General features: G+C 70.2%; 18 protein-coding genes. 3 read left to right on the top strand and 15 right to left on the bottom strand.

Going from position 1 to position 21387, the window contains the following annotated elements; all coding sequences use genetic code 11:
• Positions 1 to 622 precede the first annotated feature (622 nt).
• The 10 genes from QC818_RS17180 to yrfG form a co-directional block, all read right to left on the bottom strand.
• Positions 623 to 1597, bottom strand: a complete 975-nt coding sequence (locus QC818_RS17180) for a malate dehydrogenase (protein ID WP_309654094.1) — start codon at positions 1595 to 1597, stop codon at positions 623 to 625.
• 130 nt (positions 1598 to 1727) lie between these two features.
• Positions 1728 to 2219, bottom strand: coding sequence for a sigma D regulator (rsd, locus tag QC818_RS17175; protein WP_309654093.1), 492 nt, complete (start codon positions 2217 to 2219; stop codon positions 1728 to 1730).
• 84 nt (positions 2220 to 2303) lie between these two features.
• Positions 2304 to 2855, bottom strand: a complete 552-nt coding sequence (locus QC818_RS17170; protein ID WP_309654092.1) for a disulfide bond formation protein B — start codon at positions 2853 to 2855, stop codon at positions 2304 to 2306.
• Positions 2852 to 4474 (bottom strand): glutamate--cysteine ligase, encoded by a 1623-nt coding sequence (gene gshA, locus QC818_RS17165; protein ID WP_309654091.1) that lies wholly within the window; start codon positions 4472 to 4474, stop codon positions 2852 to 2854. Before gshA ends, QC818_RS17170 begins: the two co-directional genes overlap by 4 nt.
• 360 nt (positions 4475 to 4834) lie before the next feature.
• Entirely contained in the window at positions 4835 to 7180 is a 2346-nt protein-coding gene (locus tag QC818_RS17160; protein ID WP_309654090.1) for a Tex family protein, read from the bottom strand.
• Positions 7181 to 7466: 286 nt separating this feature from the next.
• Positions 7467 to 7964, bottom strand: coding sequence for a peptide-methionine (R)-S-oxide reductase MsrB (gene msrB / locus QC818_RS17155; protein ID WP_309654089.1), 498 nt, complete (start codon positions 7962 to 7964; stop codon positions 7467 to 7469).
• Positions 7965 to 8089: 125 nt separating this feature from the next.
• Positions 8090 to 9670 (bottom strand): phosphoenolpyruvate carboxykinase, encoded by a 1581-nt coding sequence (locus QC818_RS17150; protein WP_309654088.1) that lies wholly within the window; start codon positions 9668 to 9670, stop codon positions 8090 to 8092.
• Positions 9671 to 9911: 241 nt separating this feature from the next.
• Entirely contained in the window at positions 9912 to 10787 is an 876-nt protein-coding gene (gene hslO / locus QC818_RS17145; protein ID WP_309654087.1) for an Hsp33 family molecular chaperone HslO, read from the bottom strand.
• Positions 10788 to 10889: 102 nt separating this feature from the next.
• A complete protein-coding gene (locus QC818_RS17140; RefSeq protein ID WP_309654086.1) occupies positions 10890 to 11270 on the bottom strand; it encodes an RNA-binding S4 domain-containing protein in 381 nt (126 codons plus the stop codon).
• Positions 11267 to 11944 carry a GMP/IMP nucleotidase gene (gene yrfG, locus QC818_RS17135; protein ID WP_309654085.1) on the bottom strand — a complete coding sequence of 226 codons (678 nt, stop codon included), beginning with the start codon at positions 11942 to 11944 and terminating at the stop codon, positions 11267 to 11269. The genes QC818_RS17140 and yrfG overlap by 4 nt, the downstream gene beginning before the upstream one ends.
• A gap of 101 nt (positions 11945 to 12045) precedes the next feature.
• On the opposite strand from yrfG, the gene nudE reads away from it, so the two are divergent.
• On the top strand, positions 12046 to 12630 hold the full coding sequence (gene nudE, locus QC818_RS17130; RefSeq protein WP_309654084.1) for an ADP compounds hydrolase NudE: 585 nt from the start codon (positions 12046 to 12048) through the stop codon (positions 12628 to 12630).
• A 57-nt stretch (positions 12631 to 12687) separates the two neighbouring features.
• Here the strand turns inward: nudE and QC818_RS17125 are convergent, their stop codons facing one another.
• Both QC818_RS17125 and ilvD read right to left on the bottom strand, forming a co-directional pair.
• Positions 12688 to 13779 carry an oxidoreductase gene (locus QC818_RS17125; protein WP_309654083.1) on the bottom strand — a complete coding sequence of 364 codons (1092 nt, stop codon included), beginning with the start codon at positions 13777 to 13779 and terminating at the stop codon, positions 12688 to 12690.
• Between the two features lie 85 nt (positions 13780 to 13864).
• Positions 13865 to 15709 (bottom strand): dihydroxy-acid dehydratase, encoded by a 1845-nt coding sequence (ilvD, locus tag QC818_RS17120; RefSeq protein ID WP_309654082.1) that lies wholly within the window; start codon positions 15707 to 15709, stop codon positions 13865 to 13867.
• Positions 15710 to 16068: 359 nt separating this feature from the next.
• Between ilvD and QC818_RS17115 the strand changes: the two genes are divergently transcribed.
• Positions 16069 to 17175: a histone deacetylase family protein gene (locus tag QC818_RS17115; protein WP_309654081.1), complete on the top strand. Its 1107-nt coding sequence runs from the start codon at positions 16069 to 16071 to the stop codon at positions 17173 to 17175.
• A gap of 399 nt (positions 17176 to 17574) precedes the next feature.
• Positions 17575 to 18024, top strand: a complete 450-nt coding sequence (locus QC818_RS17110) for a GNAT family N-acetyltransferase (protein ID WP_309654080.1) — start codon at positions 17575 to 17577, stop codon at positions 18022 to 18024.
• 53 nt (positions 18025 to 18077) lie between these two features.
• On the opposite strand, the gene QC818_RS17105 is transcribed toward QC818_RS17110, so the two are convergent.
• Genes QC818_RS17105 through thiB form a run of 3 tightly spaced genes read right to left on the bottom strand, consistent with a single transcriptional unit; the run spans position 18078 to position 21386 of the window.
• On the bottom strand, positions 18078 to 18722 hold the full coding sequence (locus QC818_RS17105) for an ATP-binding cassette domain-containing protein (protein WP_309654079.1): 645 nt from the start codon (positions 18720 to 18722) through the stop codon (positions 18078 to 18080).
• Positions 18706 to 20403, bottom strand: coding sequence for a thiamine/thiamine pyrophosphate ABC transporter permease (gene thiP / locus QC818_RS17100; RefSeq protein WP_309654078.1), 1698 nt, complete (start codon positions 20401 to 20403; stop codon positions 18706 to 18708). Before thiP ends, QC818_RS17105 begins: the two co-directional genes overlap by 17 nt.
• Positions 20379 to 21386: a thiamine ABC transporter substrate binding subunit gene (gene thiB, locus QC818_RS17095; protein ID WP_309654077.1), complete on the bottom strand. Its 1008-nt coding sequence runs from the start codon at positions 21384 to 21386 to the stop codon at positions 20379 to 20381. Before thiB ends, thiP begins: the two co-directional genes overlap by 25 nt.
• Between the last annotated feature and the right edge of the window lies 1 nt (position 21387).

The following is a 21387-nucleotide window of genomic DNA, read 5'->3' as shown; positions in this document are numbered from 1 at the left end:
GCCTTTCGCGCAGCGAAGCTGCGCTCCTACGCGCGATGGCCCCTCCCCGGGGCAAGACACGGGCGCCTTTCGCGCAGCAAAGCTGCGCTCCTACGCGCGATGGCCCCTCCCCCGGGGCAAGACACGGGCGCCTGACGGCGCCTTTCGCGCAGCGCAGCTGCGCTCCTACGCGCGATGGTCCCTCCCCCGGGGCAAGACACGGGCGCCTGGCGGCGCCTTTCGCGCAGCGAAGCTGCGCTCCTACGCGCGATGGGCCCTCCCCCGGGGCAAGACACGGGCGCCTGTCGGCGCCTTTCGCGCAGCGAAGCTGCGCTCCTACGCGCGATGGGCCCTCTCCCGAGGCAAGATACGGGCGCCTGTCGGCGCCTTTCGCGCAGCGAAGCTGCGCTCCTACGCGCGATGGTCCCTCCCCCGGGGCAAGACACGGGCGTCTGGCGGCGCCTTTCGCGTAGCGAAGCTGCGCTCCTACCAGACGCCGGGCCCGATCGCGTGGGGTTGTAGGAGCGCTCTTCAGAGCGCGATCCGCCGTCCCAGCGGCGGCGCCAGACAAGCCCTGAACGCGAAAACCCCGCCAGGCGTGACCTGAGCGGGGTTTCGTGTTCTTGCAGCTTAACGCCGGGGGTCAGCCCAGCAGATGCTCCACCGCGGCGCGCTCCTCGCGCAGCTCGGTCTCGGTGGCGGTCATGCGCTCGCGGCTGAAGTCGTCCACCTCCAAACCCTGGACGATCTCGTACTTGCCGTCCTTGCAGATCACCGGGTAGGAATACATGATGCCCGGCTCGATGCCGTAGCTGCCGTCGGCGGGGATGCCCATGCTGACGATGCCGTCGCTGCCCAGCGCCCAGTCGCGCATGTGGTCGATGGCCGCGGAGGCCGCGGAAGCGGCGGAGGACGCGCCGCGGGCCTTGATGATGGCGGCGCCGCGCTGCTGCACGGTGGGGATGAAGTCGTTCTCGTACCAGTCGCGCTCGACCAGCTCCAGGGCCGGCTTGCCGTCCACCTTGCAGTGGGCCAGGTCCGGGTACTGGGTGGCGCTGTGGTTGCCCCACACGATCATCGACTCGACGTCGGTGACGTGCTTGCCGGTCTTCTGGGCCAGCTGGGTCAGGGCGCGGTTATGGTCCAGGCGCATCATCGCGGTGAACTGGCCCGGGTCCAGATCCGGCGCGTTGCAGGAGGCGATCAGGGCATTGGTGTTGGCCGGGTTGCCCACCACCAGTACACGCACGTCACGGCTGGCGACGTCGTTCAGGGCCTTGCCCTGCACGGAGAAGATGGCGGCGTTGGCCTCGAGCAGGTCCTTGCGCTCCATGCCCGGACCGCGCGGCCGCGCGCCGACCAGCAGGGCGAAGTCCGCGTCCTTGAAGGCGACGTTGGGATCGTCGGAGGCGACGATGTCCTGCACCAGGGGGAAGGCGCAGTCGTTGAGTTCCATCACCACGCCGTTGAGCGCGTCCATGGCCGGCGGAATCTCGAGCAGCTGCAGGATGACCGGCTGATCCTTGCCCAGCATGTCACCGGAAGCGATGCGGAAGGCCAGGGAATAGCTGATCTGGCCGGCGGCGCCGGTAATGGCAATACGGACGGGGTCTTTCATCGTGGCTCCTTCGGTTGTCGCCGTGAGGATGGGCCCGGGCGGCCGACTGACTGCCCCGGCCGGAATCTGAACCGAAGAAATGGTATGCCTGCGGTGCACAAAACTCAATTCGACCTGAGGCTAGCAGGGCTCAGGCACCGCTGGAGGCGCGCTCCCGGGGGGCGTGGACCGCATGCAGCCGGGCGATGAGCCGGTCCTCCAGGGAGAAGCGCTCGGTGAGCCCCTTGGCCAGGCGATCCAGCCAGGCCGGCAGCCGGGTGAGATAGTGCTGGCAGCGCACCGGGCTGGCATAGTCCTCGTCGAAGGCCAGCACCAGCTCGGTGGACATGTCGAGGCGCTCCAGCAGGCGGTCGGCGAGCGCCAGGGCGTCGCCGTCCTCGAAGGCCTCGGCCTCGGCACGCAGCTGGGGGTAGATCTCGAAGTGGCCGGCGCTGATGTAGTCCATCAGCAGCTCGCTGAAGGCATCGATGCGCGCCTTGGTGACCGCCTCGAGGTCGGCGTCGCAGGCCTCCTTGAGCTCGACGAAGTGCACCAGCAGCTCGCGGCGCTCGTCGAGCCAGCGATCGATCAGCCGGTGCACGCCCCCCCAGCGTTCCTGTGCGCTCTTGCAGTCTTCCAGCATGATGTCTCCCTCGCTCGATGGACCCCGGTCCGGCCCCCGACGAAAGGGCCCGGAGCCACAGAGTCCTCCCTGGGGGAGACGCTGTCAATGCCGGGGATCGCCCCCCGACCAACGATAGCCGGAGCGCCGACGCAGGGCCCCGGCCAGCAGCCCCAGCGGCGCCAGCGCCAGCACCAGAAAGCCGATCAGCGTCCAGCCCGGCAGCGACAGCCCCAGCAAGCGCGCGCTGATCTCGGCGCATTCTCCCGAGGCGTTGAGCACCATGGCCACCACCTCCTGCAGCGGCAGCACCTCCATCATGTAGTCGAGCCCCGGCCCGCAGCTGGGCACCTCGTCGGCGGGCAGCGACTGCAGCCACAGGTGGCGGCCGGCCAGGCCGATGCCGGCGCCCACCGCGGCCAGGCCGGCCAGCCCGTAGGGCACCGCCCCGCCGCGGCCCCGAGGATCATGGATCGCCGCCACGGCGAACACCGCGCCGGCGGCGAGCACCGCCACCCGCTGGAAGATGCACAGCGGACAGGGCGCCAGCCCGCCCAGGTGCTCGAGGCCCAGGGCCACGGCCATCATCAGCGCGCAGAAGGCCAGCCCCGCCAGGCTCCAGTGGCGGACCCGCCAGTTCTCGAGGGCGTCGATCATCCCTGCCCTCCCGCCCGCAGGGGCGTCAGGGCCCGGGACTGACGGGCGCGCTCGAAGTAACCGGCCAGGAAGTCGGCGAAGGACTCGACGTCGGCGGCCTCGATGTCGCCCTGCTGCTGGTGGGAGGTCTCCACCAGCTGATCGAACAGCGCCTCACGGGCGCGGCCGATGGGCTCGGCGCGCAGCCGTTCGGCCTGGGCGTCGGCCAGGCCGAGGATGGCGGTGACGAACTCCTCGCCGGTCGCCTCCAGGTACGCCACCAGGCGACCCGACGGCGTCTGCGCCGGATCCGTCAGGCGCGGCGCCAGGGCCGCCAGGGCCTCGGCGTGGGGAGTGCCGTCCTCGAGGCGATCCAGCAGGGCCGCCACCTCGCGCAGGCCGGCGAAGATCTCGCCGCCCCAGTCGGCGATCGAGCGCTTGCGCCCGTGATGGTCCAGGCGCAGCTCGGGATCGCGGCCGCGGGCCACCACCAGGCGCCGGTTGTCGTCCAGATGCTCGCATTCCTCGTCGGAGATCCAGGGGCTCTCGGTGAGCAGGCACCACATCAGGAAGGTATCCAGGAAGCGGCTCTGGGCCGCGTCGATGCCCAGGGGGTCGAAGGGGTCCAGGTCGAGGCAGCGTACCTCGATGTACTCCACCCCGCGGGCTTCCAGCGCCTGGCTGGGGGTCTCGTCGTGGCGGGCCACCCGCTTGGGGCGGATGTCGCTGTAGTACTCGTTCTCGATCTGCAGGATGTTGGCGTTGAGCTGGCGCCAGTCGTCGCCCTCGCGCACCCCCTTGGCCTGGTAGTCCGGCCAGGGCGTCGAGATGGCATGCCGCAGGGTGTTGACGTAGTTGGACAGCGAGTTGAAACAGATCTTCAGCTGCGACTGGACCTGGTTCTGGTAGCCCAGGTCCGACATCCGCAGGCTGGTGGCATGGGGGGCCACCAGGGTCTCGTCGCCGTGGGGCGACAGCCCCGCCGGCACCCGGCCGTCGGGCAGGAAGCTGCGGTCCACCGCCGGCGAGGCGCCGAACAGGTAGAGCAGCAGCCAGCTGTGGCGCCGGAAGTTGCGGATCAGCGCGAAGTACCGCGTGGAGCGGTAGTCCTGCATCGAGACCTCGCCCTCGCCGTCGAGCTCGCGCAGCAGCGCGAAGAGGTCGTCGGGCAGCGAGACGTTGTAGTGGACCCCGGCGATGGCCTGCATGATCCGCCCGTAGCGCACGTCCAGGCCGCGGCGATAGACATGCTTCATCCTGCCGACGTTGGAGCCGCCGTAGTCGGCGATGGGCACGCTGTCGTTGCCGTCGAGCCGCGCCGGCATGCTGGCCGGCCAGATCCGCTCCGCGCCCAGGCGGCGATAGCTGAAGCGGTGCAGGTCGGCGAGGAAGTCCAGGGCGTCCTCCGGCTGGCTGTAGACCGGGGTGATGTACTCCAGCAGCGCCTCGGAGTAGTCGGTGGTGATGTGCGGATGGGTCAGCTTCGAGCCCAGCACCCGGGGGTGCGGGGTCCGGGCGATGCGGCCCCCACCGTCGACGCGCAGGCCTTCCTTCTCGATGCCGCGGCGCAGGCGACCGAAGCGCCCCTGGTCGGCCAGGCGCCCCAGGCGCTCGAGGTGGGGAGAAAGCGTTTCGGACAAGATGGTCACCCCATGTCGGGGACGCCGGCGGGAAGCGGCGTCCCGGTGGACGGTCCGGGCGCCGCGGCACCCGAAAACCTCAGATTATGGCGCCGAAAACCGGCGATTCAAGGCGCGCCAGGGACGAGGTTCGAGGTTCGAGGTTCGAGGTTCGAGGTTCGAGGTTCGAGGTTCGAGGTTCGAGGTTCGAGGTTCGAGGTTCGAGATTCGAGATTCGAGATTCGAGATTCGAGATTCGAGGAGTAAGGCTCATCCCTTGTCCCTTGTCCCTTGTCCCTTGTCCCTTGTCCCTTGTCCCTTGTCCCTTGTCCCTTGTCCCTAGTCCCTCGTCCCTAGTCCCTCGATCCTAGTCCCTCATACCTAGCGGTCGCGCTTGGCCTTCATCAGGGCCGCGCCCAGGGCACCGAGCTGCCCTTCCTGCTGGCCGCCCTGCCCCTTGCCCTTGGCGCCGCCGCCCTTGCGGGCCGCCTTGTCGCGACGGCCACCGCGTCGGGTCGGCTGGCCGTCCTCGCCGGGCTGGTCGTCGAGGCGCATGGACAGCCCCACCCGGGCGCGCTCCAGGTCGACGCTCATCACCTTGACCCTGACGATGTCGCCGGCCTTGACCACCGAGCGCGGGTCCTCGACGAAGGTGTCGGACAGCGCCGAGATGTGCACCAGGCCGTCCTGGTGGACGCCGATGTCGACGAAGGCGCCGAAGTGGGTGACGTTGGTGACGCTGCCCTCCAGCACCATGCCCGGCTCCAGATCCTTGAGGGTCTCGACCCCCTCGCGGAACTGCGCGGCCTTGAACTCGGGGCGGGGGTCGCGGCCGGGCTTGTCCAGCTCCTTGAGGATGTCGCTGACGGTGGGCACGCCGAAGCGCTCGTCGGCGAAGTCGGCGGGCTTGAGCGCCTTGAGGGTGGCGCTGTCGCCGATCAGGCCGGCCAGCTGGCGGCCGCTTCGTTCGGCGATGCGCTCCACCAGCGGATAGGCCTCGGGGTGAACGGCGCTGGCGTCCAGCGGGTTGTCGCCGCCCATGATGCGCAGGAAGCCGGCGCACTGCTCGAAGGTCTTGGGCCCCAGCCGGCTGACGTCGAGCAGCTGGCGTCGGCTGGCGAAGGCGCCCTCGGCGTCGCGGCGGGCGACGATGTTCTCGGCCAGGCCGGCATTGAGGCCGGCGACCCGAGACAGCAGCGCCGAGGAGGCGGTGTTGAGGTCCACCCCCACGGCGTTGACGCAGTCCTCGATCACCGCCTCCAGGCTGCGCGACAGCTGCACCTGGGAGACGTCGTGCTGGTACTGGCCCACGCCGATCGACTTGGGCTCGATCTTGACCAGCTCGGCCAGCGGGTCCTGCAGGCGCCGGGCGATCGACACCGCCCCGCGGATGGTCACGTCGAGGTCCGGCAGCTCCCGGGCGGCGTACTCCGAGGCGGAATACACCGAGGCCCCGGCCTCGCTGACCATCACCTTGGAAAGCGCGCGCTTGCCGGCCATGGCCTTGACCAGGTCGCCTGCCAGCTTGTCGGTCTCGCGGCTGGCGGTGCCGTTGCCCACCGCGATCAACGCCACCTCATGCTTGTCCACCAGCCGCGCCAGCACGGCCAGGGAGGCGTCCCACTGGTTGCGCGGCGCATGGGGGTAGATGGTGGCGTCCTCCAGGAAGCGCCCGGTGGCGTCCACCACCGCCACCTTGCAGCCGGTGCGCAGGCCCGGGTCGATGGCCAGCGTGGCCTTCTGGCCCGCCGGGGCGGCCAGCAGCAGGTCCTTGAGGTTGGCGGCGAAGACCTGGATGGCCTCCTGCTCGGCGCGCTCGCGCAGCCGGCCCATCAGCTCGGTCTCGAGATGGGTGTAGAGCTTGACCCGCCAGGTCCAGCGCACCACCTCGGCGAGCCAGCGGTCCGCGGGCCGCCCTTGGTCGGCGATTTCGAAATGCTTGGCGATGGCCACCTGGGCGGGGTGGACGGCGGCCTCCTCCTCGCCGGGCAGGCGCAGGGTCAGCGACAGCACGCCCTCGTTGCGGCCGCGGAACATGGCCAGCGCCCGGTGGGAGGGCACCTTGGCCAGCGGCTCGTCGTGCTCGAAGTAGTCGGAGAACTTGGCGCCCTCCTGCTGCTTGCCGTCGATGACCCGGGCAGAGAGCTCGCCCTCGGTCCACAGCCGCTCGCGCAGCCGGCCGACCAGCTCGGCCTCCTCGGCGAAGCGCTCCATGAGGATCTGCTTGGCGCCGTCCAGGGCAGCCTTGGCGTCCTCGATGGCCGGGATGTCGCCCTCGGCGGCGCGGAGGTACTCGGCCGCCTCGGTCTCGGGGTCCAGGGTCGGATCGGCCAGCAGCGCCTCGGCCAGCGGCGCCAGCCCGGCTTCCCGGGCGATCTGGGCCTTGGTGCGGCGCTTCTTGCGATACGGCAGGTAGAGGTCTTCCAGGCGCTGCTTGGTGTCGGCGGCGCGGATGCTGGCGGCCAGCTCGGGGGTCAGCTTGCCCTGCTCGTCGATGCTCGCCAGCACCGCCTCGCGGCGCTCCTCCAGCTCGCGCAGGTAGCCCAGGCGCTCGTGGAGCTGGCGCAGCTGGGAGTCGTCCAGCCCGCCGGTGACCTCCTTGCGGTAGCGGGCGATGAAGGGCACGGTGGCGCCGCCGTCGAGCAGTTCCACGGTGGCCGCCACCTGGGGGCCGCGAACGCCGAGTTCCTCGGCGAGGCGATCGATGATCTTGGCTTGTGCGTCCATGTAGTCCTTGGCAATCCGGGTGCAGAGGATCGCGACAAGGTATCACAACCGCGCTCGCGCCGGCAGTCGGCCCGGCGACGCCGGAGGTGTGAGGTGTGAGGTGCGAGGTGCGAGGTGCGAGGTGCGAGGTGCGAGGCTGGAAGCCAGCATGTGGCCTCTAGCGCCCTCGTCACAGGGTTTCTTCCAGCTTCAGGCTTATAGCTCCGGGCGAAGCCCGGCCGGGTTTTCTTCCAGCTTCCAGGCGCGAAGCGCCGCTCTTCAAGCTCCCGGCGAAGCCGGGGCCCGGCTACGCCGGGCGAAAGCGCAAGGCCAGCCCGTTGTTGCACCAGCGCAGTCCGGTGGGCTCGGGGCCATCCTCGAAGACGTGGCCCTGGTGGCCGCCGCAACGGGCGCAGTGATACTCGGTGCGGGGAATCAGCATCACCAGGTCCAGCTCGGTGAGCAGGTGACCCTCCACGTGGGTGAAGAAGCTCGGCCAGCCGGTGCCCGAGTCGTACTTCATATCGCTGGTAAAGAGCAGCAGGTCACAACCGGCGCAGCGATACTCGCCGTCCCGGGTCTCGGCGTCCAGCGGGCTCGAGAAGGCCGGTTCGGTACCACCCTCGCGCAGGATCTCGAAGCGCGCCTCGGACAGCCGCTCGCGCCATTCGGCCTCGGAGAGATCGAGGCGCTCCAGCCCCGGCGCGGGGGCGAGATCCAGCTTGGGGCGGGCACTGGCCAGCCCCGGCGCCAGGCTCGACAGGCCGCCGAGCCCCAGCAGCCCCAGGAAATTGCGTCGCTTCATGCTCGTTCTCCCATCCTCGGGGGGTGACCCTGAGTCGCGCCCACCCCGCCATCCTTACATCCAAAAGAAGGGGGGAAGCCTCGGCTCCCCCCTATCGGACAGGGTTCGGGCGCTCGGGTTCGCCCTCAGGTCAGGCTGGGCCCGGCCTTGACGATCGCCTCGCTGACGCCGTCGAACTTCTTGAAGTTGTCGACGAACTTGGCGGCCAGGTCGCGCAGGTGGCGATCGTAGGCGGCCTTGTCCTCCCAGGTCTCGCGGGGATCGAGCAGGCGCGAGTCGACCCCCGGAACCGACGTCGGCACGGCCAGGTTCAGGCCCTCGATGGTCTTGGTCTCCACGTCGCGCAGCACGCCGGACTGGATGGCGCTGATGATGGCGCGGGTGGTGGGGATCGAGAAGCGCGAGCCGCCCTCGCCGTAGGCGCCGCCGGTCCAGCCGGTGTTGACCAGGTAGACCTGGGCGTCCTGCTCGGCCACGCGCTTGATCAGCAGGTCGGCGTAGACCCGGGCCGGGCGCGGGAAGAAGGGGGCGCCGAAGCAGGTGGAGAAGGTCGCCTCCAGGCCCTCGGACGCCCCCATCTCGGTGGACCCCACCTTGGCGGTGTAGCCGGACAGGAAGTGATAGGCGGCGGCTTCCTTGGACAGCACCGACACCGGCGGCAGCACGCCGCTCATGTCGCAGGTCAGGAAGACGATGGCGTTGGGCTCGCCGGCGCGGTTCTCGGCGACCCGCTTCTCGACGTGCTCCAGCGGATAGGCGGCGCGGGAGTTCTGGGTCAGGCTGTCGTCACCGTAGTCGGGCACCCGACGATCATCGAGGACCACGTTCTCCAGCACGGTGCCGAACTTGATGGCGTTCCAGATCACCGGCTCGTTCTTCTCGGAGAGATCGATGCACTTGGCGTAGCAGCCGCCCTCGATGTTGAAGACGGTGCCCGGCCCCCAGCCGTGCTCGTCGTCGCCGATCAAAAAGCGCGCCGGATCGGCGGACAGGGTGGTCTTGCCGGTGCCGGACAGGCCGAAGAACAGGGTGGTCTCGCCGTCCTCGCCGACGTTGGCGCTGCAGTGCATGGGCAGGACGTCGGCCTCCGGCAGCAGGAAGTTCTGCACCGAGAACATGGCCTTCTTCATCTCGCCGGCGTAGCGCATCCCGGCGATCAGCACCTTCTTCTGGGCGAAGTTGAGGATCACGCAGCCATCGCTGTGGGTGCCGTCCCGGGCCGGATCGCACTCGAAGAAGGGCGCGTTGAGGATGGTCCACTCGCCCTTGGCCGAGGGATTGAAGGCCTCGGGGCGCACGAACATGGTGCGCCCGAAGAGGTTGTGCCAGGCGGTCTGGGTGGTCACGCGGACCGGCAGGTAATGAGTCGGGTCGCTGCCCACGTGCAGCTCGGAGACATAGCGCTCGCCGCCGGCCAGATAGGTCTCGACGCGCTCCCAGAGGGCGTCGAACCGTTCGGCATCGAAGGGACGGTTGACGCTGCCCCAGTCGATCTCGTCGCGAGTGGACGGCTCGTCGACGATGAAACGATCCTTGGGCGAGCGGCCGGTGCGCCCGCCGGTCTTCACCACCAGGGCACCCTGGGCGGACAGGCGGCCCTCGCCGTTGGCCACGGCGCGCTCGATCAGTTCGGCGCTGGTGAGGTTGACGTGGGCGGTGGCGGCCTGCTCGCTGGCAGCCTGGGGGGCGGCTTGAGTCGTGGTCATGTCGTTTCCTGGGCCTTGCGGCCGCTTCTCTCTCGTTTGCCGGGCGTCCGGGACGCGTGAAGGTGCCATCCCCGGGCGCCGCCTCGCGGTTGCTCCGTCTTGTAGGGACGGCGCCCGAAATCGGATGAACGCGGCGCATTATGGCAAAAAGCCGCACGGCAGGAAACGGCGCCGTTGCGCGACGTTCTTGTAGTTTTACTACTACATCACCCCCATTGACGACATCTTGCCCCCGCCGGGATCAATGCAGGGTCGGCGATGTCCCCTCGGGATCGGCGAGCATCGCCTCCACCTCGGCGATGGTGAACTCGTAGCGGGTGTGACAGAAATGGCACTGGGTGGCGATGCCGCCCTGCTCGGCGAGGATGTCGCGCAGTTCCTCGGCGCCCAGCGACAGCAGGGCCCCGGCGATGCGCTCCCGGGAGCAGGTGCAGGCGAAGCGCAGCGCCTTGGGCTCGAAGATCCGCACCGTCTCCTCGTGGAAGAGACGATGCAGCAGTTCCTGCGGCGCCACGCCGAGCAGCTCGCCCTCGGTGAGGGTGGCGGCGAGGTGGACGGTGCGGTCCCAGGCGTCGTCGTCGCGGTTCGCGGCCTCGTCGGGCAGGCGCTGCAGCAGCAGGCCGCCGGCCCGCTGCCCGTCGTCGGCCAGCCACATCCGGGTCGGCAGCTGTTCGGACTGGGCGAAATAGTCCTCCAGGCAGCCCGCCAGGCTGTCCCGGTTGAGGGCCACGATGCCCTGGTAACGATGGCCCTCGCGGGGATCCAGGGTGATGGTGATCTGCCCCGCCCCGACCAGCTCGGCGAAGCCGGCGTCCTCGGCCGGCAGCGCCGCCTCCTCGTCGAGGCGGGCGATGGCCCGCAGGTCGCCGCCCGGGTTGGACTCGGCCATCAGCAGCGACAGCGGCCCCTGGCCGCGCACCTCGAGGCTCATGGTGCCGTCGAGCTTGATGGTCTCGGTGAGCAGGGCCACGGCGGCCAGCAGCTCGCCGAGCTGGCGCGTCACCGCGGGCGGATAGTCGTGGCGATCCATGACCTCGGCATGGGACTGCTCGAGGGTGACGATCTCGCCGCGGACATTGGTGTCCTCGAAGAGGAAGCGCTGGATCTGGTCGGTCATGATGCGTGCCTAAGCTAAGTCGTAAGAAATAAGAGGGAAGAGAACAAGCCTCCCCCGCCGGCCTTGTTCGCTCTTCCCTCTTGCGTCTTCGCTCTTCCTTCTCTATTCGCCCCGCATGAAGCGCTTGATCTCGCGCCGCTCACGCCTGTCGGGGCGCTTGAAGGGATGCTGCATGGCCTGGTTGGCCTGGCGCCGGCTCTCGGCCTCCCGGGCGCGGCGAGTCTGGCTCTCCGGCGTCTCGCGGTAGAGCTCGCGGGCCTCGGGGGCGCCGCGGCGCTGCTCGGAGAGCGCCACCACCTCGACCTCCCAGGTGTCCCAGCCCTGGGGCAGGCGGATCCGCGCGCCCACCTCGACGGCCTTGCTGGTCTTGGCCCGGGCGCCGTCGTAGTGGACCTTGCCGCCCTCGATGGCCTTCTTGGCCAGCGCCCGGGTCTTGAAGAAGCGCGCCGCCCACAGCCACTTGTCGAGTCGCACGCCGCTCATGCCGCCCCTCCCCCGGGCGGCCGGCCCTCGGGGAGGATGGCCGCGAAACGGTCCAGGGCGATGAACTCCTCGAGCTCCTTCTCGGGGCGGGCGCTGTCGGGCTGCTTGATGCCCAGCAGGTGGCGGATGCCGAACTCCCGGGCGCTCTCCAGCACCGCGGGGTTGTCGTCGATGAACAGGGTACGGGCCGGATCGAAGGGCTCGACCTCCTGGAGGGCGAACCAGAATTCCTGGGCCTCCTTGGGCACGCCCAGGTCCGCGGAGGAGACGATGGCGTCCAGGTAGTCCTCCAGGCCGGTCAGCGGCAGCTTGAGCGCCAGGCTCTCGCGATCGGCATTGGTCGCCAGCACCACCCGGGGGTGGGCGTCCTTGAGCCAGCGCAGGAAGTCCAGGGCATCGCCCCGCAGGCCGATCAGGTGCTGCACCTCGCGCTTGAGCGCCAGGATATCGACGCCCAGCTCGCGGCTCCAGTAGGCCAGGCTGTACCAGTTGAGGGTGCCCTGCTCGCGGACGATGCGGGCGCGCACCTCGTCCTGGGTGGCCGCGTCGAGCCGATGCAGCTCCACGTAGCGTCGCGGCAGATGGTCCAGCCAGAAATGGCTGTCGAAGTGCAGGTCCAGCAGGGTACCGTCCATGTCGAGCAGGACGGTGTCGATGGCGCGCCAGTCGATCATGGAATCCTCGTCGGGAACAGCGCAGAGACATTCGAAAGGGAGAGACGTGATAGTGTAACCAATCGACGCCGAGCACGCATTCCATCCGACCGGGAGCTCCCATGTCCGACCAGCCCACGCACAAGCCCCACGTCCTGTCCCGGCGCAGCGTCGCCCGCAGCCGGTTGTTCCACGTCGAGGAGATGGAGCTTCGCTTCTCGAACGGTGCCGAGCGCACCTTCGAGCGGCTGGGCGGGTCCGGGCGGGGCGCCGGGGCGGTGATGATCGTCGCCATGCCTGACCCCGAGCACGTGTTGTTGATCCGCGAGTACGCCGCCGGCGTGGAGGACTATGCCCTGACCCTGCCCAAGGGGCTGGTGGATCCGGGCGAGGATCTGGTCAGCGCCGCCAACCGCGAGCTGATGGAGGAGTGCGGCTTCGGCGCCCACCGGATCGAGCCGCTGGTGGAGCTGACCCTGGCGCCGAACTACATGCGCCACCGCATGCAGGTGATGCTGGCCACCGACCTCTATCCGCGGCGCCTGCCCGGCGACGAGCCGGAGCCGCTGATCGTCGAGACCCATGCCATCGAGGAGCTGTCGGGCCTGCTGGCCCGGGAGGACTTCCACGAGGCCCGGGCCATCGCCGCGCTCTACATCGCCCGCGACAAGATGCGGGCCGAGGCCAGCGACCCCATGCGGTGGTAGCGGCGACCCCCTCCCGCGCCCGGGGAGGCGCTCGCGCACGCCCTCGGCCCCAGCGCCTCAGCCCTTGGCGTGGAGCCGCCGGGGCCGGCCGCCGCCTTCCTTGAGCTTGACCCAGCGCCCCTGGCGATAGCTGTCCAGGCCGGCCTCCAGCAGGGTCATCACCTCCAGGGCCTCCTCGGCGGTCACCGGCGGCGGCGTGCCGCGCAGCAGGGTGCGGGCGATGCCGTCGTAGTAGGCCCGGTAGTCGCCGGGGACGGCCTCCACCTCATGATGAACCAGCGACACCTCGTCGCCCTCCCCCTCGTTCAGAGTCAGGCGCCCCGGCGAGGCATCGACGCCCCAGGCGGGCTGCGGGCTCTCGCCCGCCTTGAGCCAGGCCTCCTGGGGATCGAGCCCGTACTTGACGAAGCTGCCCCGGGTGCCGTTGACCCGCAGCCGCGGCGTGGGCTCGGCCACCAGGGTGCTGGCGCGCAGGGTCACCCGCAGGCGTTCGTACTCCAGCACCGCCAGGAAGTCGTCGTCGATCTCGGCCCCGTCGCGCAGGGTGGACAGCTCCAGCTGGATGGCCCGGGGCATGCCGAACAACGCCCGTGCCTGGTCGAGCAGGTGCGGCCCCAGGTCGTACCAGATGCCGCTGCCCGGCTGGTGATGATCACGCCAACGGTCGCTGACCACCGGCCGGTAGCGGTCGAACCGCGACTCCAGCTCGACCACCCGCCCCAGGCGCTGCTCGTCGAGCAGCGCCTTGAGGGTCAGGAAGTCGCTGTCCCAGCGGCGGTTGTGGAAGACGCTGAGCAGCCGCTCGGCGCCGTCGGCCAGGGACTTGAGCTGGCGCGCCTCGGCCAGGGAGACGGCCAGTGGCTTATCCAGCACCACGTGCTTGCCCTTGGCGAGCGCCGCCTTGGCCAGCGGAAAGTGGGTCTCGTTGGGGGTGGCGATCACCACCAGGTCGATGTCGCGGTCGGCGAACAGCTCGGCCGCCTTGGCGACCACGCTCACCTCGGGGTAGCGCTCGTGCACCTTGGCGGCATCGCTCGAGACCACGGCGGAGAGCTCGAGGCCCGGTGCCGCCTGGATCAGCGGCGCGTGAAAGGTCCGACCGGCCATGCCGAAACCGATCAGGCCGACGTTGAGGGTCTGGGTCTTCATACCGCGGCTTCCCTGCAGGATCGATCGTTATCGAAGGGCGAGACGAAGCGAGCGACGGGCCCCGGCGGCGGCCGGGGCCCGGCGCTCAGTCGAGCTTGCTGAGGTCGCGCACCGCGCCCTTGTCGGCGGAGGTGGCGAGCAGCGCGTAGGCCTTGAGCGCCGCCGACACCTGGCGGACGCGCTGGATGCGCGGCTTCCAGGCGTCGCGGCCGCGGGCCGCCTGGGCCTCGCGGCGCCGCTCGAGTTCCTCGTCGGCAAGCTTCACGTCGATGCTTCGGTTGGGGATGTCGATGCGGATGATATCGCCGCTCTCCACCAGGCCGATGGCGCCGCCGGCGGCGGCCTCCGGGGAGACGTGGCCGATCGACAGCCCCGAGGTGCCGCCGGAGAAGCGGCCGTCGGTGAGCAGGGCGCAGGCCTTGCCCAGGCCCTTCGACTTCAGGTAGGAGGTCGGGTAGAGCATCTCCTGCATGCCGGGGCCGCCCTTGGGCCCCTCATAGCGGATCACCACCACCTCGCCTTCCTGGACCCGGCCCTCGAGAATATGCTCCACCGCCTGGTCCTGGGATTCCACCACATGGGCCGGCCCCTCGAAGACCAGGATCGAGTCGTCGACCCCGGCGGTCTTCACCACGCAGCCGTCCCGGGCGATGTTGCCCTGGAGCACCGCCAGGCCGCCCTCCTTCGAGAAGGCATGGGCCAGGTCGCGGATGCAGCCGCCGGCCCGGTCGCCGTCGAGGCTCGGCCAGCGGGCGCTCTGGGAGAAGGCCGTCTGGGTGGGGATGCCGCCGGGGCCGGCGCGGTAGAACTCCACCACCTCGGGGCTCGGCGAGCGCATGATGTCCCAGGCCTCGAGGGCCTCGGCCAGGCTGTCGCCGTAGACCGTGGGCACCCGGGTATCCAGGACCCCGGCCCGGTCCAGCTCGCCGAGGATCGCCATGATCCCGCCGGCGCGGTGCACGTCCTCGATGTGGTACTGCTGGGTGTTGGGCGCCACCTTGCACAGCTGGGGCACCTCCCGGGACAGGCGGTCGATGTCGGTCATGTCGAAATCGACGCCGGCCTCCTGGGCCGCGGCCAGCAGGTGCAGGATGGTGTTGGTGGAACCGCCCATGGCGATGTCCAGGGTCATGGCGTTCTTGAACGCCGCCTTGGCGCCGATGGCCCGGGGCAGCAGGTGCGCCTCGTCGCCCTCGTAGTAGCGCCGGGCCAGCTCGACGATGCGGTGGCCGGCGGTCTCGAACAGCCGGCGGCGGTCGGCGTGGGTGGCCAGCAGGGTGCCGTTGCCCGGCAGCGCCAGGCCCAGCGCCTCGGTGAGGCAGTTCATGGAGTTGGCGGTGAACATGCCGGAGCAGCTGCCGCAGGTCGGGCAGGCGCTGCGCTCCACCTCGGCCACGGTCTCGTCGTCGACCTTGTCGTCGGCGGCCATGACCATGGCGTCGACCAGGTCGAGGCCGTGGTCGAGCAGCTTGGTCTTGCCGGCCTCCATGGGGCCGCCGGAGACGAAGATCACCGGCACGTTGAGGCGCATGGCGGCCATCAGCATCCCGGGGGTGATCTTGTCGCAGTTGGAGATGCACACCAGGGCGTCGGCGCAGTGGGCGTTGACCATGTACTCGACGCTGTCGGCGATGATGTCGCGGCTGGGCAGCGAGTAGAGCATGCCGTCGTGGCCCATGGCGATGCCGTCGTCCACGGCGATGGTGTTGAACTCCTTGGCCACCCCGCCGGCCTTCTCGATCTCCCGGGCCACCAGCTGGCCCATGTCCTTCAGGTGCACGTGGCCCGGCACGAACTGGGTGAAGGAGTTGGCCACGGCGATGATCGGCTTGTGGAAGTCCTCGTCGGTCATGCCGGTGGCGCGCCACAGGGCGCGGGCCCCGGCCATGTTGCGACCGGCGGTGGTGGTACGGGAGCGATACTCGGGCATGGTGTCCTCTTGAAGTGCTGCATGCCGCCCTGGGTCGGGCCCGGGCGATCCTTGGTGTCCAGTGCATTCGATTCTGTCATGGCCCCGGCCGCCAGGCCAGCGCCTTGCTCTCAGGCGACGTCGGCTACCCGGCGGTCGCTTCCAGCCACCGGTAGCGGGTCCACAAGGCCTGCCGTTGCCGCAGGCCATGGCAGGGCCGTCGCGGCCCGCTCTCCCGGGGACATCGCAGCTGATCCCTGCGGGCTCGGGGGCCCGACCGGGTCAGGGCGTCATGCCCCCTCGATGCCGGGCCCTGATACTCTGTAGTCAGCGCTGCGGTCCGCCTCGCTTTTTGCTGAGCACAACAGGGAGCCTTCGCCATGGCCGAACAGAACCGCGTGATCGCCTTCTATGACGAGCGAATGCTGGCCCACGAGCCGGATATCGAGGTGCCTTTCATGCCGGGTCGCATGGACGATCGCATCCGCAGGCTGTTGTCGGGGCTGGGTGTCCCCTGGAAGTATCCGGAACACCCCGCCAGGCTCACTGCCATTCGGCATCTGCTGGATCTCGAGCCGATTGCCGGCGTGACCTTCGAGTCAGGCATGGCGGCGACGCGAGAGCAGTTGGGGCGCGTACACACCACCTCCTTCCTGGATCATATCTTCGCCCTTCGCGGCCAGAGCGCCTGGCTGGACGTGGACACCACGGCGGTGTCTCCCGGCAGCGTCGACGCCGCCGAAGTGGCCGCCGGCACGGCGATCGCCGCCGTCGAGGCAGTCGTCGCGGGAAGGGCCGAAAGCAGTTTCGCGCTGGTGAGACCTCCCGGCCACCACGCCGAGCCGGTGCGGGCCCGTGGCTTCTGCCTGTTCAACAATGTGGCGGTGGCCGCCGCTCATGCCCGCACGACACTGGGCTGTAAGCGAGTGATGATCGTCGACTGGGATGCCCATCACGGCAACGGCACCCAGGACATCTTCTGGGCCGATCCGCATGTGCTGTTCTTCGACCTGCACCGCGCCGCGCCCTTCTATCCCGGCACGGGGAGCATCGAGGAGGTCGGCATGGGCCTGGGGGATGGCACCAGTGTCAATGTTCCCCTCCCCGCCGACGCCGGCGATGCCGCCTACCTCAAGGCCTTTCGCGAGATCCTGGTGCCCGCGACCGAGTGGTTCCAGCCCGACCTGATCCTGGTCTCGACCGGTTTCGATCCGCATGGCCACGACCTCGCCCTGGCGGTCTCCTATGACGGCTTCGCGGCCATGACCGCCATCCTCAGGACCCTGGCCCGCCGGCACTGCGAGGGACGCCTGGTCTTCGTGCTGGAAGGCGGCTACAACCTGATTTCGCTGTCACGAGGCGTCAGGTCGGTACTTCGGGTGCTGGCCGGCGACGAGCCGCCGGAGCCCGGCCAGCGTGGCATCGCCGAGGTCGAGGCCGCGGCGGCCTTTCACCGCGGGGCCTTCGTCGGGCCACTCCCGGACTGACTCGGCGAACGCCGAAGATTGGCCACCCAGCGTGCAGTGAGAGAACGTCCCTGAGGCGATCACACTCGCTGCCCGCAACAGCACGTCGACGGGAGCGGTCTGCCCACGCCATCGACGTTGCCTTGCGACTTGCCCCGCGCTCGTAACGCGCCCGGTTGCGACGGCAGATGGGGCAGGTCGCATCCTACTAGACTGTCGGCATGGGGCATTGGCTGCCGTCCTCCGGCTACCCAGGCTGCGATATGTCGAGGGGAACCCATCGGCCCGCTCTCGAGCTCGGCTATCGCTTGTTGGTCGAGACGAGCAGCCCGGGGAATACCGGCACACCAGGAACAGCGTGGCCGGTCGCGCGGTATCCGCCAGCACTGAACCTCATGCCCCCGCATGGAGCCAGCATCGATGGAGATAGTGCTGAAGGACATCACTCGCGAGAATTTCGATGCCATCATCGCGCTGGAGGTGGCGGAGTCGCAGCGCGGCTATGTCGCCGACAACCTGTATTCCATTGCCGAATCGAAATTCCATCCGACCTATCAGCCCCGCGCGATCTATTGCGACGGCACCGTCGTGGGTTTTCTCATGTATGAATCCTTCGACCACGACGACAGGCCGCCTGAGTACAACATCTTCCGCCTGATGGTCGACCGGAACCACCAGGGAAGGGGGATCGGGCACCAGGCCATGCAGTGCGTGCTGGACGAAATCCGGGCGAAGGGGCCCTTCGAACGGATCACGATCTGCTATGTACCCACCAACCAGGTCGCCCGGGACTTCTACGCCAGCCTCGGCTTCACCGAGACGGGGCTGAGCGAGGCTACCGGCGAAGTCATCGCCGAGATCAGGGACTGAACCCCGAGCACGGCGGCCCGCTCATCCCCGGCCCGGGCCACGTTCGCCCTGGGTCACACCAGCCGGCCGGTTTCCAGCCGGCAGCGCCGGTCGGCCAGGGCCTCGATGTCGTCGCGATCATGGCTGACCAGCAGCACCGCCACCCCCGCGGCCTTCTGGCGACGCACCAGGGCCCAGAGCCCCTGTCGGGTGGCGTCGTCCAGGCCGGTGAAGGGCTCGTCGAGCAGCAGCAGCGGCGCCCCGCGCAACAGCGCGCGCAGCAGCGCCACCCGCTGACGCTGACCGCCGGACAGCTCGTCGGGCAGCCGGTCGTGCAGGCCGTCCAGCCCCACCTCGGCGAGCCCCGCGCGGATCCGCGCCTGCTGGTCGCCGGACAGCTTCATGTCCGGCGCCAGACCGAGCCCCACGTTGAGCCATACCGGCAGGTGGTCGAAGAGGTTGTGATCCTGGAAGACGGTGGTGATGCCGCGCTCCCAGGGCGGCCGCGCCAGCAGGTCCTGCCCCGCCCAGGTCAGCCGCCCGCCCCCCGGCTCCAGGAAGCCGGCCAGCAGGCCCAGCAGTGTGCTCTTGCCCGCCCCGGAGGGCCCCTCCACCGCCAGGCACTCCCCCGGGGCGAGGCCGAAGGTGAAGCAGAAGTCCGGGATCTCGCCCGGGTCGCAACGCTGGTAGTGGAAGGTCAGGTCATGGCAGTCGAGCATCGGCGATCTCCGGGGAAGGCGAGAAGGCCCCGGCATGGCGGGGCGGCCGGCGCGTCAGCCGGTCGAGCAGGGCGAACACCCCCGCCACCAGGGCCAGCAGCAGCAGGGCGGTGGCCGCCGCCCCCTGCCAGCGATAGCCGCCCAGCTGCTGGAACAGCAGCATCGGCAGGGTCGGCGCCGAGGGGCTGCCGAACAGGGCGATGACGCTGAAGTCGCCCAGCGACAGCGTCATCGCATAGGCCAGCGCCAGGGCCAGGGGCCTTCGCAGCCGGGGCCAGATCAGCCAGCGCACCCGGGCGGCGCCGCGCACCCCGAACTGGTCGGCCAGGCGCCGCTCCTGGGCAGAGAGCCCCGGCAGCGCGCCGCGTACCACCTGCATGGCGAAGGGCAGCGCCATGAAGGCGTTGACCAGCACCACCAGGGCGTAGCCCTGCCAGCCGCTGCCCAGCTGGGGACGCAGCAGCAGGAACAGGCCGGTGCCGAGCACCAGGGCGGGGATCACCAGGATCAGCTGGCCGCCGCCTTCCAGGATCGTCGCCGACAGCGGCCGGCGGGTGGCGCGCAGCCAATGGCTGCCGACGAGCAGCGCCACCGCCAGGGCCAGGGCCCCGAGGCCCGCCCCCAGCGCCATCACCAGGCTGCGCAGCGCCGCCGGGGCGAGGCTGGCGCCGCGCGGCAGCTCGGGCAGCCCCCAGGCGCCGGCCACCAGCACCGCGGCCAGCGGCGGCAGCAGCAGCGCGGCGAGCCCCACCAGCCAGCAGGCATCGACCACTCGCGAGGCACCCAGGGCGTCGCGGCGCCACCAGCGTGGCGCGATCGCCGCCGGGCGGGCGCTCACCGCCAGCGAGGGCGTGCCCCCGCGGGACAGCGCCAGCAGCCACAGCGCCAGGCAGAGGGTCAGCTGGGTGAGTGCCAGCAGCGCGGCCAGGGCCAGGTCGTGATCGAACTTCATGGCCTGGTAGAGCGCCACCTCCAGGGTCGAGGCGCCGGGCCCGCCGCCCAGGGTCATGACGATGGCGAAGCTGGTGAAGCACAGCGTGAACACGAGCGCCGCGAGCCGCGGCAGCAGCGGCGCCAGCCGGGGCCACTCCAGGGCCCGCCACAGGGCGCCGCGGGTCAGGCCGAGCTGGCCGGCCAGCCGCCACTGGGCGGCCGGGGCCTGCTCCAGGGCCTGCAGCATCAACCGGGCGGCCAGGGGCAGGTTGTAGAAGACGTGGGCGAGCACGATCCCGGACAGCCCGTAGAGATAGTCCTCGGGCAGGCCCCCGAGCCAATCGCGCAGCGGCGCCACCCAGCCCCGCCGGCCATGCACGGCCACCAGGCCGAACAGCGCGATCAGGCTGGGGATCACCAGCGACAGCTCCATGGCCCGCAGCAGCAGGCGCCGGCCGAAGAAGCGGGGGCGCCGCGCCAGGGCCAGGGCGACCGGCACCGCCAGGCCGATGGACAGCAGCGTCGACAGGCTCGCCTGCCAGAGGGTGAAGCGCAGCACCGCGGCCAGCCAGGGCTCCTCCCAGAGCATCGCCGGGTGCAGCGCCCGGGCCTGCCACAGCAGCGCGCCCAGGCTGCCCAGCCCCAGGCCGACCACGGCGACGAAGGCCGTGAGCCCCCACCCCAGCGGCCAGCGCGAGCGCGTGGCCCAGCGCGACGTCGGCGTCATCGCGCCACGGCGTTCAGCCACTCGCGGATCCACTCGCGACGATGCTCGCGGACCGTCTCGGGGGCGAAGGTCAGGCTCTTCGGCGCGATCAGCCGGTCGAAGACCCCGGGCAGGGCGTCGCCCAGCTCGATGGCCGGGTTCATGACGTTGCCCAGCGGGATATGGCGCTGGAAGTCGGGAGTGAGCACGAAGGCCAGGAAGTCCCGGGCCAGCTCCGGCTGCTCGGTGTTCGCCACCATCGCCGCGGTCTCCACCTGCAGGTAGTGGCCTTCCTCGAACTCGGCGGCCTGGTAGCGGTCGCTGCCCTCCACCGCCATGTGGTATGCCGGCGAGGTGGCGTAGGACAGCACCATCGGCGCCTCGCCGTTCATGAACAGCGAGAAGTAGGCCTGACTCCAGCCGTTGGTCACGGTCAGCACCCGCTCGTCCAGGCGCGCCCAGATCTCGGGCGCCCGCTCGCCGTAGAGCTTGCGGATCCACAGCATCAACCCCTGGCCGGTGACGCTGGTGCGCGGGTCCTGGAGGATCAGCTTGACGTCCTCGGGGGCCTCGAGCAGCGCCTCGAAGCTGTCGGGCGGGGCATCGAGCTGCCGGGTGTCGTAGACGAAGGCGAAGTGCCCCCAGTCGTAGGGCAGGAAGGTGTCGTCGTTCCAGTCGATGGGCAGCGCGAGCGGGGCGGTGTCGACGCCGTGGGGCGCCAGCAGGTCCAGCGCCCGCGCCTCGGCCATCAGGTTCATGTCCAGCCCCAGCACCACGTCGGCGGCGGTGCCCTGCCCTTCCAGGCGCAGCCGCTGGAGGATGTCGACGCCGCCCGGCAGGGCCACGAACTCCAGGTCGCAGTCGCCGCAGCGGGCCTCGAAGGCCGCCTCGATGCCGGGCCCCGGCCCCCACTCGGCGACGAAGGACTCGTAGGTGTAGACGGTCAGGGTGCGATCGGCGTGGGCGGCGCCGCCGGCGAGCAGCGTCGCCAGCGCCAGGCCGGCGGCCGGCAGCTTGGGCGTCATG

The sequence above is a fragment of the Halomonas koreensis genome, from assembly GCF_031451675.1.
Classification (GTDB): domain Bacteria; phylum Pseudomonadota; class Gammaproteobacteria; order Pseudomonadales; family Halomonadaceae; genus Halomonas; species Halomonas koreensis.
This window is presented reverse-complemented; position numbering and strand designations above follow the sequence as displayed.

What these genes read in the sequence shown, in the direction of transcription:
- ilvD (WP_309654082.1), bottom strand. Translation starts at nt 15,709, where the DNA reads ATGCCCGAGTATCGCTCCCGTACCACCACCGCCGGTCGCAACATGGCC.
- yrfG (WP_309654085.1), bottom strand. Translation starts at nt 11,944, where the DNA reads ATGATCGACTGGCGCGCCATCGACACCGTCCTGCTCGACATGGACGGT.
- thiB (WP_309654077.1), bottom strand. Translation starts at nt 21,386, where the DNA reads ATGACGCCCAAGCTGCCGGCCGCCGGCCTGGCGCTGGCGACGCTGCTC.
- QC818_RS17170 (WP_309654092.1), bottom strand. Translation starts at nt 2,855, where the DNA reads ATGATCGACGCCCTCGAGAACTGGCGGGTCCGCCACTGGAGCCTGGCG.
- QC818_RS17160 (WP_309654090.1), bottom strand. Translation starts at nt 7,180, where the DNA reads ATGGACGCACAAGCCAAGATCATCGATCGCCTCGCCGAGGAACTCGGC.
- msrB (WP_309654089.1), bottom strand. Translation starts at nt 7,964, where the DNA reads ATGAAGCGACGCAATTTCCTGGGGCTGCTGGGGCTCGGCGGCCTGTCG.
- QC818_RS17150 (WP_309654088.1), bottom strand. Translation starts at nt 9,670, where the DNA reads ATGACCACGACTCAAGCCGCCCCCCAGGCTGCCAGCGAGCAGGCCGCC.
- hslO (WP_309654087.1), bottom strand. Translation starts at nt 10,787, where the DNA reads ATGACCGACCAGATCCAGCGCTTCCTCTTCGAGGACACCAATGTCCGC.
- nudE (WP_309654084.1), top strand. Translation starts at nt 12,046, where the DNA reads ATGTCCGACCAGCCCACGCACAAGCCCCACGTCCTGTCCCGGCGCAGC.
- QC818_RS17110 (WP_309654080.1), top strand. Translation starts at nt 17,575, where the DNA reads ATGGAGATAGTGCTGAAGGACATCACTCGCGAGAATTTCGATGCCATC.
- QC818_RS17125 (WP_309654083.1), bottom strand. Translation starts at nt 13,779, where the DNA reads ATGAAGACCCAGACCCTCAACGTCGGCCTGATCGGTTTCGGCATGGCC.
- QC818_RS17115 (WP_309654081.1), top strand. Translation starts at nt 16,069, where the DNA reads ATGGCCGAACAGAACCGCGTGATCGCCTTCTATGACGAGCGAATGCTG.
- QC818_RS17140 (WP_309654086.1), bottom strand. Translation starts at nt 11,270, where the DNA reads ATGAGCGGCGTGCGACTCGACAAGTGGCTGTGGGCGGCGCGCTTCTTC.
- QC818_RS17105 (WP_309654079.1), bottom strand. Translation starts at nt 18,722, where the DNA reads ATGCTCGACTGCCATGACCTGACCTTCCACTACCAGCGTTGCGACCCG.
- QC818_RS17180 (WP_309654094.1), bottom strand. Translation starts at nt 1,597, where the DNA reads ATGAAAGACCCCGTCCGTATTGCCATTACCGGCGCCGCCGGCCAGATC.
- rsd (WP_309654093.1), bottom strand. Translation starts at nt 2,219, where the DNA reads ATGCTGGAAGACTGCAAGAGCGCACAGGAACGCTGGGGGGGCGTGCAC.